Here is a 13832-nt window from a genome sequence, read left to right as displayed (position 1 = left end):
GGCCGGGCGGGCGGCGCTGCTACCGGAACGCGGCCTGGGTACTCGCACGTGTCGTGTCGTCCCTGCGGATCGGGGGCTCGTCGCGCCCGGTGTCCGGGGCGGCGGCGGTGGGGGGTTGTCCACCGCCGCCGATTCTGCCATCCGGAAGGTGGGGAGGTGGGTCAGGGCTTGGCGCCGCCGCCCGGCGGCTCGCCGTTCTCGTCCTCTTTCACCAGTTGCCCCCTGTCGTCCACCGGGCGGCCACCGAGGTGGGCAGGCGCGGGAGCCTTCTCCAGCTCGTGGCTCAGCTCTTCGAGCTCCGACCCGCCCGCCATCTGGCGCGTCAGCTCGTCCAGGGTGATCGACCGCTTGGTGTGGCTGCCGGCCATGACACCGCGCTTGAGCAGGACGAACCGATTGCCGACGAGATACGCGTGGTGCGGGTTGTGGGTGATCAGCACCACGCCGAGACCCGCGTCGCGCGCGGCGGCGACGTACTTCAGTACGACCCCGGACTGCTTCACGCCGAGCGCGGCGGTCGGCTCGTCCAGGACGAGCACCTTGGCACCGAAATGGACGGCGCGGGCGATCGCCACGCACTGCCGCTCACCGCCGGACAGGGTCCCGATGGGCTGGTCGACGTCGCGCAGGTCGATGCCCATCCGCAGCAGCTCTTCGCGGGTGGTGCGGCGCATCCGTTCGACGTCGAGGTGCTTGAAGGGGCCCGCGCCCTTCGTCGGCTCGGAACCGAGGAAGAAGTTCCGCCAGACGGGCATGAGCGGCACGACGGCGAGGTCCTGGTAGACGGTGGCGATACCCAGGTCGAGCGCCTCGCGCGGCGAGCCGAGCGTCGTCTTCCTGCCCTCGATGAGGAATTCGCCCGCGTCGTGCTGGTGCAGACCCGCGATGATCTTGATGAGGGTGGACTTGCCCGCGCCGTTGTCGCCGAGGACGCAGGTGATCTCACCGGCGTGCACCTCCAGCGAGACGCCTTCGAGGGCCCGGATGTTGCCGTAGTACTTACTGACGTCGTCCAGCTCGACCAGGGGTGTCGTGGTCGCCGTTCCGCCGGCGGTCGTGGCGGTCGCGGGCGTGGTCGTGCCGGTCATCGGGTTGCCTCCGCGCGCTTGCGGACCCATGCGTTGAGCAGGGTGGCCAGAAGGAGCATCGCTCCGAGGAAGAACTTGAACCAGTCCGGGTTCCACTCCGCGTACACGATGCCCTTGCTGGTCATGCCGAAGATGAAGGCACCGACCGCGGAGCCGATCGCGGAGCCGTAGCCGCCGGTGATCAGACAGCCTCCGATGACCGCGGCGATGATGTAGATCAGCTCGTTGCCGACGCCCTCGCCGGACTGTACGACGTCGAACGAGAAGAGCAGGTGCTGGCCGGAGACCCAGGCGCAGAAGCCGACGCCCATGTAGAGGCCGATCTTCGTCAGCCGGACCGGGACACCGACGGCGCGGGCGGCCTCGGCGTTGCCCCCGACCGCGAAGATCCAGTTGCCGAAGCGGGTACGGAGCAGGATCCAGGTCGCGAGGGCGACCAGGCCCGCCCACCAGAGGATGGTGACCTTCAACTCGACGCCGCCGAGGTTGAGTTCGGAGGCGAAGACCTTGCGCGCCGACTCGAAGCCCTCCATGTCGCCGATGCTCTTGGTCGAGACGGTGCGGCTGATCAGTTTGGTCAGACCGAGGTTGAGACCGGTGAGCATCAGGAACGTGCCGAGGGTGATGATGAAGCTCGGCAGTTTCGTCCGCGTCAGCATGAAGCCGTTGAACACCCCGATGGCGAGGGTCACCAGCAGGGACACGAGGACGCCGACCCAGATGTTGGCCGTCATCTGGTAGCTGAACATCGAGGAGATCAGCGCGGAGCTGGTCACCAGCACGCCGGCCGACAGGTCGAACTCGCCGCCGATCATCAGCAGCGCCACGGGCACCGCCATGATCCCGATCGTCGACGCCGCGTACAGGACGGTGCCGAAGCTGGACGTCTTCAGGAACGAGTCGGCGACGACCGAGAAGAAGAGGAACACCGCCACGGCGCCCACGACCGCGCCCAGTTCGGGCCGGCCGAGCAGTTTGCGCAGCGGCGAGGCACCGAGCAGCCGCTCGTCCACGGCCGGGCCGCCGCTGCCGCCTTCGCCTTCGCCCGGCCGGTCCTTCACGGGTGGTGCGGTTGTGGTCATCGGGTCCCTCGCTCCGCGTATTTCTCCAGCTCGGCGGCGTCCTGCTTGTTGATGATCTGCGGTCCGGTGAGGACCGGGCGCCCGCCGCCGAGTACATCGGCGTTGTACCGGTAGAGCCAGAGCAGATCGACGGCCTCGTACCCCTGGAGGTACGGCTGCTGGTCGACGGCGAAGCCGAGACGGCCCGCCTTGAGCGAGCCCGCGACGGCCTCGTTGAGGTCGAACGTGTCGATCTCGGCCTTGCTGCCGGCCGTCTCCTTCGCCTTGACGGCGGTGTCCGCGAACGGCGCGCCGAGGGTCACGACGGCGTCGATGCTCTTGTCGCTCTGGAGCTTCGCCTCGATGGACGCCTGGACGTCGGGCATGTTGGTGCCCTCGACATACAGATTCTGCATGGTGCCGTCGAAGGTCTTCTTCGCCCCGGCGCAGCGCTGCTCATGGCCGACGTTGCCCTGCTCGTGCAGGACGCACAGGGCCTTTTTCCGGCCGCGCTTGTCCAGTTCGTCGCCGACCGCCTCGCCGGCGATGGACTCGTCCTGGCCGATATGGGTGAGCGCGCCGAACTGCTTCGACTGCTCGGAGCCCGAGTTGACGGTGATCACCGGGATGCCGGCCTTGGTGGCCTTGGCGACGACGGCCTTCATCGCGTCGGGCTTGGCGAGCGTGACGATCAGCCCGTCGACGCCCTTGTCTATGTACGACTGGACGAGCTGCGCCTGCTGCTGGCCCTCGTCGCTGTGCGCGTACAGGAAGTTGATGTTGTCCTTGACCGCGGCCTGCCCGGCGCCCTTCTGGACGATGTCCCAGAAGGTGTCACCGTCTCCCGAGTGCGTGACCATGGCGACGGTCCACTTCGGTGTGCTCACCGCGGCCCGCCCCCGTGCCTGTGCCTCGGCCGCCGCGGCCCGCTCCTCGGCGCGTTTGCCGCCGGTGCTGCTGCATCCCGCCAGGGACGCCGCTCCGAGAAGCACCGCCAGCACCGCGCCGATAGCGCGTACCCCTGTTCGATTCCTAGCCACGACGCCGTGCCCCTCTTGCTGTGCTTCCCGGTACCGCCGGGCGTCGTACGTCCGCGCCCGGCGGCCCAAGTATCAGGCATGGGTGTACGGGGCATGGTCAGCGGGTGCCGCGGGCGGTGTACTTCTCCAGCGCCGGGACGTCCTTCTCGGTCACGAACGCGGGTCCGGTGAGTACGGGCTTGCCGCCGCCGATCACGTTGCCGTTGTTCTTGTTGAGCCACAGCTCGTCGACCGCGAGATAGCCCTGGAGGTACGGCTGCTGGTCCACGGCGAAGCCGATCTCCTTGGCCTTGAGCTGCTTGACCACGTCCGCGTTGAGGTCGAAGGTGTTGATCTCGGCGCTGGAGCCGGCGCCCTCCTTCGCCTTGACGGAGGCGGCGGCGAACGGCGCCCCGAGCGTCACGACCGTGTCGAATCCGTCGGGGCCCGCGCCGCTCTGGAGCTTGGCCTCGATCGACGACGTGGACGCGGGCATGTTGGTGCCCTCGACGCCCAGATTCTCGACGGTGCCCTCGAAGGTCTTCTTGACACCGGCGCAACGGCCTTCGAGCGAGACATTGCCCTGCTCGTGGATGACACAGAGCGCCTTCTTCTTGCCGCGCTTGTTCAGCTCCTCGCCGACCGCCTCACCCGCGACTGCCTCGTCCTGGCCGATATGGCCGAGCGCCCCGAAGGGCTCGGAGAACTCGGCGCCGGAGTTGATCGTGACGACCGGGATACCGGCGGCCGTCGCCTTGGCGAGGACGGCCTTGACCGCCTCGGGCTTGGCGAGGCTGACCACGAGTCCGTCGACGTCCTGGTCGATGTAGCTCTGGATCAGCTGGGCCTGCTCCTTGCCCTCCTTGTTGGCCGCGTAGAGGAACTGGACGTTGTCCTTGGCCGCCGCGGCCTTCGCGCCGCTCTGGACGATGTCCCAGAAGGTGTCGCCCTCGCCGGAGTGCGTGACCATGGCGATCTTCATGCGCGGGGTCTTGGCGGCCGTACCGCCACCGCCGCTGTCGTCGGCCTTGTCCTCGGCGTCCTTGCCGCCGGAGCCGCTGCATCCGGCGACGAGGGCGAGTGCGCATGCGGTGAGCAGCGCCGCCGCCGTGCGGCCCGCCGCCTTTCGGTTGGTACGCATGTGGGTCCGCCTTCTCTCCCGGCCGCCCCGTTGCGGCTGGGGGGAGTTCTAGCGGCGGGCGCGCGGCCCCGTCAATAGTTTGTCCGAACATTCTTACGAAGAATGGGGTGTGGCCGGGGCCGAGCGGGGCGCGGGGCTCAGGGGCGGACGAGGAGCTGGAACTCGAAGACGTAGCGCGAGGCCCGGTAGATGTGCGAGCCGAACTCGACCGAGCGGCCCGTGTCGTCGAACGTGGTGCGTTCCATCGCCAGCAGCGGTGCACCCGTCGCCTCACCGAGGAGCCCCGCCTCCTCGGCGTCGGCGGCGCGCGCGCCGACCGACTGGCGCGCGCTGTGCAGCGTGATGCCGACGGCGCGCATCATCCGGTAGAGGCCGGTGGATTCGAGCTGTGCGGTGTCGCAGTCGAGGAGTTCGACGGGGAGATGGTTACGCAGCCGGGCCATCGGTTCGTCATGGGCGTACCGGAGCCGTTCGATGAGCCGCACGTCCGTCCCCTCGGCGACCCCGAGCGCGGCGGCCACCTCGGCGGCGGCCGGTTCGACCGTGTTGCGCAGCACGCGGGTGGCGGGGCGCTGGCCGGCCGCCTCCAGGTCGTCGTAGAGGCTGCTGAGCTCCAGGGGGCGCCTGACCTGGCTGTGCAGGACCTGGGTGCCGACGCCCCGGCGACGTACCAGCAGCCCTTTGTCGACGAGCGACTGGATGGCCTGGCGGACGGTGGGCCGGGAGAGTCCGAGCCTGCCCGCCAGCTCGATCTCGTTGCCGAGGAGGCTGCCCGGCGCGAGTCCACCCTGCTCGATGGCCGCTTCGAGCTGCTGCGACAACTGGAAGTAGAGCGGGACCGGGCTGGTGCGGTCGACACCGAGCCGGAGCGCGGCGGCCTGAGGGGCCGATCCGCCCGTCTGCTCTGGTTCCGGCTGCTTGGACACGTGGGCGAGCGTAGCCCCGTGCGATGTTGACGGAAAGTCCTGTAGTTCGGTTGTCAGGACAAGCGGGTCGACGAGCAGTGACGTTCACCGTCCGAACAGAGATCAACATCAGGTCTAAATGTCAGGACAAACGCTTGACATGACGACAGGGCGAAGGCCACCTTGGGGGCCATGCGCATCGGACTCATCGGCACCGGCCGTATCGGCACCTTCCACGCGGAGGTGCTGAGCCGCCATCGCGAGGTCGGCTCCCTGGTCGTCGCCGACACGGACGCGGCCCGCGCCGCACAGGTCGCCGACCGTACGGGATCCACGGCCGCCCCCTCGGTGGACGAGGTCTTCTCCTGGGGCGTGGACGCCGTCGTCATCGCCTCCGCCACCTCCGCCCACGCGGACCTGATCAGCCGCGCCGCGCGGGCCGGGCTGCCCGCCTTCTGCGAGAAGCCGATCGCACTGGACCTCAAGGGCACGCTGAGTGCCCTGACGGATGTGGACGCCGCGGGCACCGTCCTGCAACTGGGCTTCATGCGCCGCTTCGACGCCGGTTACGGCGCGGCCCGCGATCTCGTACGGTCCGGCGCGCTGGGCCGGCTGCACACCGTGCGGGCCATCACCTCCGACCCCGCGCCGCCGGCCCCGGAGTATCTGCCGCTGTCCGGCGGGCTCTACCGGGACTGTCTGGTCCACGACTTCGACATCATGCGCTGGGTCACCGGGCGCGAGGTGGTGGAGGTGTACGCGACGGGTTCGGACGCCGGCCCCCCGATGTTCCGCGAGGCCGGGGACATCGACACGGCCGCGGCCGTGCTCACCCTGGACGACGGGACGCTCGCCACCGCGACGGCCACCCGCTGCAACGGCGCGGGATACGACGTACGGATGGAACTGGCGGGCGAACAGGACCAGTTCGCGGTCGGCCTCGACGACCGTACGCCGATCACCTCGACCGAGCCGAAGGGGCCGCCGCGCTGCGACAACCCGTGGCCGGGCTTCCTGGAACGGTTCGCACCGGCGTACGAGGCGGAGCTGGACGCCTTCGTCCGGGTCGTGGGCGGCGAGCTGGAGAACCCGTGCGACGGGCACGAGGCGCTGCACGCGCTGCGGATCGCCGAGGCGTGCGAGCTGTCCCGGCTCGAACACCGGCCGGTGCGGCTGGAGGAGATCCCGGGCGGGCTGTAGGAGAGCCCGGCTCGGCATCCCCCCGGGAGGGCCCTTCCTGCCTCAGGCGGGTTTCTGTACCGGCAGCACCGTGCCCTGCGCCACCGCGCACAGGGTCTCCGTGCCGTCCTCCGCCACCGTGATCAGGTCGCAGCGCACCGTGGCCTGCCTGCGCCCCGCGTGCACGACCGAGGCGCGGGCGACCAGCTTGGACCCGGTGCCGGGGCGCATGTACTGGATGGAGAAGCCCGCCGTCAGCACGGCGGGGCCGAGCACCGAGCCCGCCGCGAACGTGATGCCGTTGTCGGCGGCGTACGCCATGACTCCACCGTGCAGATAGCCGTTCTGCTGCTGAAGGTCCTCGCGGATGTCCAGCTCCAGCTCCGCCTCGCCGTCTCCGAAGACCATGATCCTGGTACCGAGCAGGCTGCTGAACGGCTGGCCTTCCAGCACCTTCCGCGCCAGGACGATGTCGAACTCCTGCATGGTCACTCCTCCGGAACGTACCCGCGCGGCACCCCGCGCCTTCATGCCTACCACCGCACCGGCAGACCCCGCACCCCTCGGATCAGCATTCCGGGCAGCCAGTCCAGCGGCCCCGTGTCCGGGTCGAGGGTCAGGTCGGGGCAGCGTTCGAGGAGGGTACGGACCGCGATCCTGGCCTCCAGGCGCGCGAGCGGCGCGCCGAGGCAGTGGTGGATGCCGTGACCGAAGGCGAGATGTCCGTGGTTCTGGCCCTTGGCGCCGGTCGCCGTGGCCGTCGCCGTACGCCGGATGTCGAAACGGTCCGGTTCCGGATAGCGCGCGGGGTCGCGGCCCGCGGCGCCGAGACCGACCAGCACCGCCTGGTACGCGGGGATGACCGTGTCGCCGACGGTCACAGGCTCGCTGGTGAAGCGCGCGGTGGCGTTCAGGACCGGCCCGTCGTAGCGCAGCATCTCCTCGATCGCGCCGTCGAGCAGCCCGAAGTCCTCGCGCAGGGCGGTCAGTTGACCGGGGTGGCTGAGCAGGGCCCGCATGCCGTTGGTGATGAGGTTGACCGTCGTCTCGTGACCGGCGATCAGCAACAGGAAGGCCATCGCGCGCAGTTCGGCGGCGGAGAGCCGGTCGCCGTCCTCGGCGCGGGTCCGCAGCAGGGCGGAGAGCAGGTCGTCGGAGGGGCCGGCGCAGCGCTTGTCCTCGATCAACTCGTCGAAGTAGGCGCCCAGTTCATGCACCGCCGTGTACTCGCTGGCAGCGCCACCGGGGGCCACGACCTCCGTGGACCAGGCCCGGAAGACAGCACGGTCCGCGGCCGGCACACCGAGCAGCTCGCAGATGACGGTGATGGGCAGCGGATACGACAGCGACTCGACCAGGTCGCCCTGGCCCGCCGGAAGCATGGCGTCGATCAGCTCGTCGGTGAGTCGCTGGATCCGCTCCCGTAACCCGGCCACTCTGCGGGCGGTGAACTCACGGGCGACGAGCTTGCGCAGACGGGTGTGGTCGGGCGGGTCGACGACCAGCAGGGTCGGGCCGATGACGCGCTCGTCGAGCATGCTGCCGCCCACCGTGGCCGGGGACTTGGAGAGCCGGGGGTCGGCGAGCGCGGCGCGCGCCTCTCGGTGCCCGACGATCAGCCAGAGCCGGTCTCCGTAGGGCGTACGGATCTGGTGGACCGGTCCCGACTCGCGAAGTTTCGCGTAGTACGGGTACGGATCGGCGGTGAAATCGGGCCCGTACGCGCCCAGATCGACGACACTCATCACGTCAGGTTACGTCGCCCCGGCGTGCGCCGCCGACCTGGCCGGGTGGCCGCCCGCGCGCTCCCTCAGGGGCCCGACGACACCTACGCCTTCTCCCCGCCGTCCGTCACCAGATCCGCGTCGTGCACCAGCAGGGCGATCTGGACACGGTTGTTGAGGTCCAGCTTGGCCAGGATGCGGGACACGTGCGCCTTGACCGTCGGCAGGCTCATGAACAGCTCCGCCGCGATCTCCGCGTTCGAGCTCCCGCGCCCCACGGCGAGCGCCACCTGCCGCTCGCGCGCCCCGAGGCGGGTCAGCCGGCCGGTCGCCGTGTCCTTGCGCACGGCGGTGGGCGTCCCCGCCACATGGGTCATCAACTGGCGGGTGACGGCCGGGGAGAGCACCGGCTCGCCGGCCGCCACCTGCCGTACCGCCGCGACGATCTCGACCGGTGGCGTGTCCTTCAGGACGAACCCGGCGGCGCCCGCGCGCAGCGCCCGGAGCACCTGCTCGTCCGCGTGGAACGTGGTCAGGACGAGGACTTCGGGCGCGCCGGTGCGCGCCCGCAGGAGTTCGGTGGCGGTGATCCCGTCCATGGCCGGCATCCGGATGTCCATGAGCACGACGTCGGGGGTGAGTTCGCGGACGAGCGCCTCGACCTCGGCGCCGTCGGACGCCTCTCCCACGATCTCGATGCCGTCCGCGCCCCCGAGCATGAACGTCAGTCCCGCGCGTACGAGTGGATCGTCGTCGACGATGAGCAACCGGATGGTCGTGGTGGTCATGCGGACCACGGTAGCCACGCCCGGACGGCGAAACCCCCGTCATTCGTCGGACCGTGCTCGAACCGTCCGCCGGCCAGGGTGGCCCGTTCCGTCAGTCCGATCAGTCCCTGGCCTGATCCCGGCACCTCCGGGACCGGACCCCGCGGCGCCTCGTTGCGTACCTCCACGGTGATTCCGTCCCCCGGGCCGCCGCTCACCAGGACGGTCGTGCCGGTGCCGGGGGCGTGCTTGCGCGCATTGGTCAGGCCCTCCTGGGCGATGCGGTAGGCGGTGCGGCCGGTGGTGGCGGGTACGGCCGCCGGATCGTCGACGCCGCTGTCGAGGGTGACCTTCATCCCGGCCTCGCGTGACTCGGCGACCAGCGCGTCCAGGGTGACGAGGGTGGGCTGCGGACGCTCGCCGTCGTCGCCGGGCGCGCGCAGCACACCGATGATCATGCGCAGGTCCTGGAGCGCCTCGTGCGCGCTGTCGCGGATGACGCCCGCGGCTCTGGCCACTTCGGCAGGCGGCGCGTCGGGCCGGAACTCCAGCGCGCCCGCGTGGACGCTGAGCAGCGTCAGCCGGTGCGCCAGTACGTCGTGCATCTCGCGGGCGATGGCCTCGCGGGCCAGGCGCTGCGCCTGCTCGGCCCGGAGCGCCGCCTCGTTCTCGGCTCGTACGGCGCGCTCGCGCAGCGCCAGCACGAGCTGCCGCCGCGCCCGCACGAGCATGCCCCAGGCGATCGCGAGAAGAGTGAGGAGCGCTCCGAGAATGACCGCGACGAGATGGGTGGTCGTCGGGTCGGGCCGCAGGTACGTCTGGGCGGTCGCAGCCGCGAGGGCCAGAGCCCCGACGTAGGCCACGGGCTTGAACGGCCGGTGGATGGCCAGGCTGAAGACCGCCACCAGAGCCGCGCCGCTCGCCGCCGGCGACACGATCTGCACCAGGGAGAGGCCGATGGCCAGGGCCGGCGGCCGGCGCCGCCGCAGCCAGAGTGTGCAGCAGGCCGCGACGCCGATCAGCAGGTCGGCCATGACGACCAGCTCGCCGTTGCCGACCCGCTCGGACGCGTCCAGCGCGACCATGCCGATGAAGACGGCGAAGAGGAAGACGGTCAGGTCCACGACCCAGTCGCGCACGGTGCGCCGGGGCCGGCGCCCGGCCCGTGTCCCGGCGCGCTCGGGGCCGAGGGGTCCCGCCATGGCCGAGGGCAGCAGCCAGGGGTATTCCGTACGCGTCATACGACCAATCTATGCAGGTGGGGGTGGCGCGCTGCCCGTGGGCCGCGGCAGCTACCAAAGTCGCGGGTTCATCGACTTAAGGCCGGTCCGGCGGATCTTCGCGGATCAGACCGGGGTGGTCCGTGCGGGTGCGTCCGAGCCGTTGTCGCCGTCCGATTCCCGCCGGTGCCGTGGGCGCCGGGCCGGTTTGATCGAGGTCATCCGCGGCACCCACTCGCCGCCCGCCGTCGCGGGCGGCCGACCGAAGGACGCACTTATGTCTGTATCGAGTTCCGCGCCGGCCGGCAGGACCGCGCTGGTCACCGGCGGCAGCCGGGGCATCGGGGCGGCGATCGCCCTGCGGCTCGCCCAGGAGGGCGTGGACGTCGCGATCACGTACGTCGCCGACGAGACGGCCGCGCAGGCGGTCGTGGGGAAGATCGAGGCGACCGGACGGCGCGGCCTCGCGCTGCGCGCCGACTCGGCGGACCCCGCGCAGGCCGTGAGCGTGGTGGAGCGGGCCGTCGACGGTCTCGGCGGGCGGCTGGACATCCTCGTGAGCAACGTCGGGATCGGGCTGCTCGGCCCGCTGGACACCTTCTCGGTGACCGATGTCGCCCGACTGCTGGCGGTGAACGTGCGGGGCGTCTTCCTCACCACGCAGGCCGCCGCCACGAAGCTCGTACGCGGCGGCCGGATCGTCACCATCGGCAGCTGCATGACCCAGCGGGTGCCCGGCCCCGGCGGCACGCTCTACGCGACGAGCAAGTCCGCGCTGATCGGGCTGACCAAGGCGGTGGCACGGGAGTTGGGCGAACGGGGCATCACCGCGAACATCGTCCACCCGGGCCCGACGGACACGGACATGAACCCGGCCGACGGCCCGTACGCGGCCGGTCAGAGCGCGATGACGGCGCTCGGCCGGTACGGGTCCGCCGACGAGGTGGCGTCGGTGGTGGCGTTCCTGGCGAGTGACGAGGCGGCGTACGTCACGGGCGCGGAGTTCGCGGTGGACGGCGGGCACGCGGCGTGAACCGCCCGCGGTCAGCCGCCCAACTCCCGATGGCGGGCGGCCAGTCGGGCGGCTCCCTCCTCGGTGAGTGAGCCGAAGAGGCGCAGCCGGGAGATACCGCCGTCCGGGAAGATGTCGATCCGGATCTGACGGGCCGTCACGGGGCCGTCGAGGACGAAGCGGTGGTTGGTGTCGGGCTGGAGGCGGGTGCGGGGCAGGATCTCGGTCCACTCCCCGTCCGTCCCGGCTCCCGGCTCACCGTCGCGTGCGGAAAGCGCCGCCCAGCCGGCGGAGTTGCCCTTCAGATACGCCGTGTCGATCTCGACGGCGCGGATCTCGGACCGCTCGGCCAGCTCGTAGCGGATCCAGTCGTTGCCCTTGTCGCGGCGCCGGCGCGTCTCCCAGCCGTCGTCCATCCGGCGTGAGCGGCCCGGCTGGATGGTGTTGGTGGCGGGTGAGTAGAAGCGGTCGGAGGCGTCCTCGACCCGGCCGCCGTTCTCCAGGGCGAGGAGGTCGAACGTACCGAGGGCGGCCAGCCACACCGGGTCGGGCGCGACATCGCCGTACACCCGCAGTCGCGCGATGCCGCCGTCGGGATGCTGGTTCACCCGCAGATGGGTGAAGCGCCGCTCGGCGCGGACGCCGAAGCTGTTGGCCGCGTGTCCGCCAACAGCGGTACGGGGCACGAGAGTTGTCCAGGTCACGCTGTCGGCGAGCAGGTCGTCCGGGGACGGCGAGCCGGGCAGCGACGCCGCCTCGACGGACACGGCCCGCGGGTAGTTGCCTCGGAAGTGCGCGGTGTCGACCACGATGCCGCGTACGACGCCGGGGGCGCCGAGCCGTACGAGAGCCCAGTCGTGGTCCTCATCGGTGGGGTGCGGCCGCTCGGCGGACGCACCGCGCCTGCGGCGGGTCTCCCAGCCGTCCATGATCTTGCCCTTGTGCCCGAAGCGCTCCGGGTCGAACTCGGCGGGGCCGGGCTTCAGCAGATTCTCGCGCTCGGCGAAGAACTCGTCGTTGGCGGCGATGACACCGGCGCCGAGCCTGCGGTCGGCCAGGTCGACGAGGTGGGTGAAGGGGTGGCCGGCGGAGCGGTAGTCGGCGTACGGGTCGCCGCCGCCGTACGGAGCGGCGTCACCGGTGAAGGCGGCCTCGGGCGGAGTGTGGGCGGAGGAAGCGGGCAACGGGCTTGTGGGCACGGTCAGTTGGTCCTTTCGAGCAGTCGGCCCGAGGGCTCGGCGATGGCTCCGTCGGCGACGATCCGCCGACCGCGCAGCCAGGTCGACCTGACGACGCCGTACAGCGCCCTGCCCGCGTACGCGGTGATGCGGTTGCGGTGCTGGAGAGCGGCGGGGTCCACGGTGAACGAGTCGTCGGGCGCGAGGACCGCGAAGTCGGCGTCACGCCCCGCCTCGATGGCGCCCTTCCTGTCCAGCCCGGCCAGCGCGGCGGGGGCCGTCGACATCCAGCGGGCCACGTCGTCGAGCGAGTGACCGCGTCGGCGGGCCTCGGTCCAGAGCGCGGGCAGGCCGAGCTGGAGGGAGGAGATGCCGCCCCACGCGGTCGCGAAGTCGGAGGTCTTGAGGTCGGTGGTGGAGGGTGAGTGGTCGGAGACGACGCAGTCGATCGTCCCGTCGGCCAGGCCCTGCCAGAGGGCGTCCTGGTTCGCGGCCTCGCGGATGGGCGGACAGCACTTGAACTCGGTCGCGCCGTCCGGGACTTCCTCGGCGGTGAGGGTGAGGAAGTGCGGGCAGGTCTCGACGGTCAGCCGTACGCCGTCCCGCCTGGCCGCCGCGATCAGCGGCAGCGCGTCGGCGGACGAGAGGTGCAGGACATGGACGCGGGCGTCGAGCCTGCGAGCAGCGGCGATCAGGCCTTCTATCGCGGCGTTCTCCGCGTCGCGGGGACGGGAGGCGAGGAAGTCGGCGTACTTCGCGCCGGTGCGGTGCGGGGCGGCGGCCAGTTCGTGCGGGTCCTCGGCGTGCACGATGAGCAGCCCGCCGAAGCCGGCGATCTCGGCGAGCGACCGGCCGAGCTGTGCGGCGTCCAGCTCGGGGAACTCCTCGACGCCGGACGGCGACAGGAACGCCTTGAAGCCGAACACCCCACCGTCGTGCAGGGACTTGAGGTCCTTGACGTTGTCGGGGAGCGCGCCGCCCCAGAAGCCGACGTCGATGTGCGCCTTGCGAGCGGCGACCTCACGCTTGATCCGGAGGTGGGCCGTCGTGGTGGTCGGCGGCAGGGAGTTGAGCGGCATGTCGATCAGGGTGGTGATGCCACCGGACGCCGCCGCGCGGGTGGCGGTCCAGAAGCCCTCCCACTCGGCGCGGCCGGGGTCGTTCACATGCACATGGGTGTCGACGAGGCCGGGGAGTACGACGTCGTCGCCGACGTCCTCCAGCCGGGCGCCGGGCGGCAGCCCGGAGCCGTACTCCCGCTCGTAAGGGCGCTCGTGGGGGAGCACGGCGGCGATCGTGCCGGCGGCGACGGCGACCGAGGCGGGGCGCGTGCCCTCGGGGGTGACGACGCGCGTCGAGCGGATCACCAGGTCCACGTTCCGGTCCAGGTCGGTCACCGGCCACCCTCACTTCTTCGTCATGTCCAGGCGGGAAATCCAGAGAATTCAACGAACTGTTGAAGGAGTCTTCATGCCGGACCGGGGTCCGTCAAGGCCGCTCCGCCCGTGACCGCGCCCGCTGCACTACACTTAAGTGTT

General features: G+C 71.0%; 13 protein-coding genes. 2 read left to right on the top strand and 11 right to left on the bottom strand.

Features of this window, described 5'->3' with window-relative positions:
- Positions 1-161: 161 nt before the first annotated feature.
- The 5 genes from ACIBBB_RS01485 to ACIBBB_RS01465 all read right to left on the bottom strand — a co-directional run bounded on the left by ACIBBB_RS01485 (position 162) and on the right by ACIBBB_RS01465 (position 5235).
- Positions 162-1088, bottom strand: coding sequence for an ATP-binding cassette domain-containing protein (locus tag ACIBBB_RS01485; protein ID WP_398977551.1), 927 nt, complete (start codon positions 1086-1088; stop codon positions 162-164).
- Positions 1085-2170: an ABC transporter permease gene (locus tag ACIBBB_RS01480; RefSeq protein WP_398977549.1), complete on the bottom strand. Its 1086-nt coding sequence runs from the start codon at positions 2168-2170 to the stop codon at positions 1085-1087. The genes ACIBBB_RS01485 and ACIBBB_RS01480 overlap by 4 nt, the downstream gene beginning before the upstream one ends.
- A complete protein-coding gene (locus tag ACIBBB_RS01475) occupies positions 2167-3189 on the bottom strand; it encodes a sugar ABC transporter substrate-binding protein (protein WP_398977547.1) in 1023 nt (340 codons plus the stop codon). The genes ACIBBB_RS01480 and ACIBBB_RS01475 overlap by 4 nt, the downstream gene beginning before the upstream one ends.
- A 97-nt stretch (positions 3190-3286) precedes the next feature.
- Positions 3287-4309, bottom strand: coding sequence for a substrate-binding domain-containing protein (locus ACIBBB_RS01470; RefSeq protein WP_398977545.1), 1023 nt, complete (start codon positions 4307-4309; stop codon positions 3287-3289).
- Between the two features lie 137 nt (positions 4310-4446).
- Positions 4447-5235 carry a GntR family transcriptional regulator gene (locus tag ACIBBB_RS01465; RefSeq protein WP_398977543.1) on the bottom strand — a complete coding sequence of 263 codons (789 nt, stop codon included), beginning with the start codon at positions 5233-5235 and terminating at the stop codon, positions 4447-4449.
- 171 nt (positions 5236-5406) lie between these two features.
- On the opposite strand from ACIBBB_RS01465, the gene ACIBBB_RS01460 reads away from it, so the two are divergent.
- Positions 5407-6414 (top strand): Gfo/Idh/MocA family oxidoreductase, encoded by a 1008-nt coding sequence (locus ACIBBB_RS01460; protein ID WP_398977542.1) that lies wholly within the window; start codon positions 5407-5409, stop codon positions 6412-6414.
- Between the two features lie 42 nt (positions 6415-6456).
- Here the strand turns inward: ACIBBB_RS01460 and ACIBBB_RS01455 are convergent, their stop codons facing one another.
- The 4 genes from ACIBBB_RS01455 to ACIBBB_RS01440 all read right to left on the bottom strand — a co-directional run bounded on the left by ACIBBB_RS01455 (position 6457) and on the right by ACIBBB_RS01440 (position 10125).
- On the bottom strand, positions 6457-6879 hold the full coding sequence (locus ACIBBB_RS01455) for a PaaI family thioesterase (RefSeq protein ID WP_398977540.1): 423 nt from the start codon (positions 6877-6879) through the stop codon (positions 6457-6459).
- A 47-nt stretch (positions 6880-6926) separates the two neighbouring features.
- Positions 6927-8138, bottom strand: a complete 1212-nt coding sequence (locus ACIBBB_RS01450) for a cytochrome P450 (protein ID WP_398977538.1) — start codon at positions 8136-8138, stop codon at positions 6927-6929.
- Positions 8139-8221: 83 nt separating this feature from the next.
- Positions 8222-8905, bottom strand: coding sequence for a response regulator (locus ACIBBB_RS01445; protein ID WP_398977536.1), 684 nt, complete (start codon positions 8903-8905; stop codon positions 8222-8224).
- Positions 8902-10125, bottom strand: a complete 1224-nt coding sequence (locus ACIBBB_RS01440) for a sensor histidine kinase (protein WP_398977534.1) — start codon at positions 10123-10125, stop codon at positions 8902-8904. The genes ACIBBB_RS01445 and ACIBBB_RS01440 overlap by 4 nt, the downstream gene beginning before the upstream one ends.
- Before the next feature lie 256 nt (positions 10126-10381).
- Here ACIBBB_RS01440 and ACIBBB_RS01435 point away from each other — a divergent pair, with 256 nt between their 5' ends.
- A complete protein-coding gene (locus ACIBBB_RS01435; RefSeq protein WP_398977532.1) occupies positions 10382-11137 on the top strand; it encodes an SDR family oxidoreductase in 756 nt (251 codons plus the stop codon).
- 11 nt (positions 11138-11148) lie between these two features.
- Here ACIBBB_RS01435 and alc read toward each other — a convergent pair whose 3' ends face one another.
- Both alc and allB read right to left on the bottom strand, forming a co-directional pair.
- Positions 11149-12315 carry an allantoicase gene (alc, locus tag ACIBBB_RS01430; RefSeq protein WP_398977530.1) on the bottom strand — a complete coding sequence of 389 codons (1167 nt, stop codon included), beginning with the start codon at positions 12313-12315 and terminating at the stop codon, positions 11149-11151.
- 2 nt (positions 12316-12317) lie between these two features.
- Positions 12318-13682: an allantoinase AllB gene (allB, locus tag ACIBBB_RS01425; RefSeq protein WP_398978759.1), complete on the bottom strand. Its 1365-nt coding sequence runs from the start codon at positions 13680-13682 to the stop codon at positions 12318-12320.
- Positions 13683-13832 lie beyond the last annotated feature (150 nt).

The organism is Streptomyces sp. NPDC051217 (assembly GCF_044455465.1).
Classification (GTDB): domain Bacteria; phylum Actinomycetota; class Actinomycetes; order Streptomycetales; family Streptomycetaceae; genus Streptomyces.
Note: the sequence above shows the minus strand (reverse complement) of the source record. Positions and strands in the feature narration are given on the sequence as shown.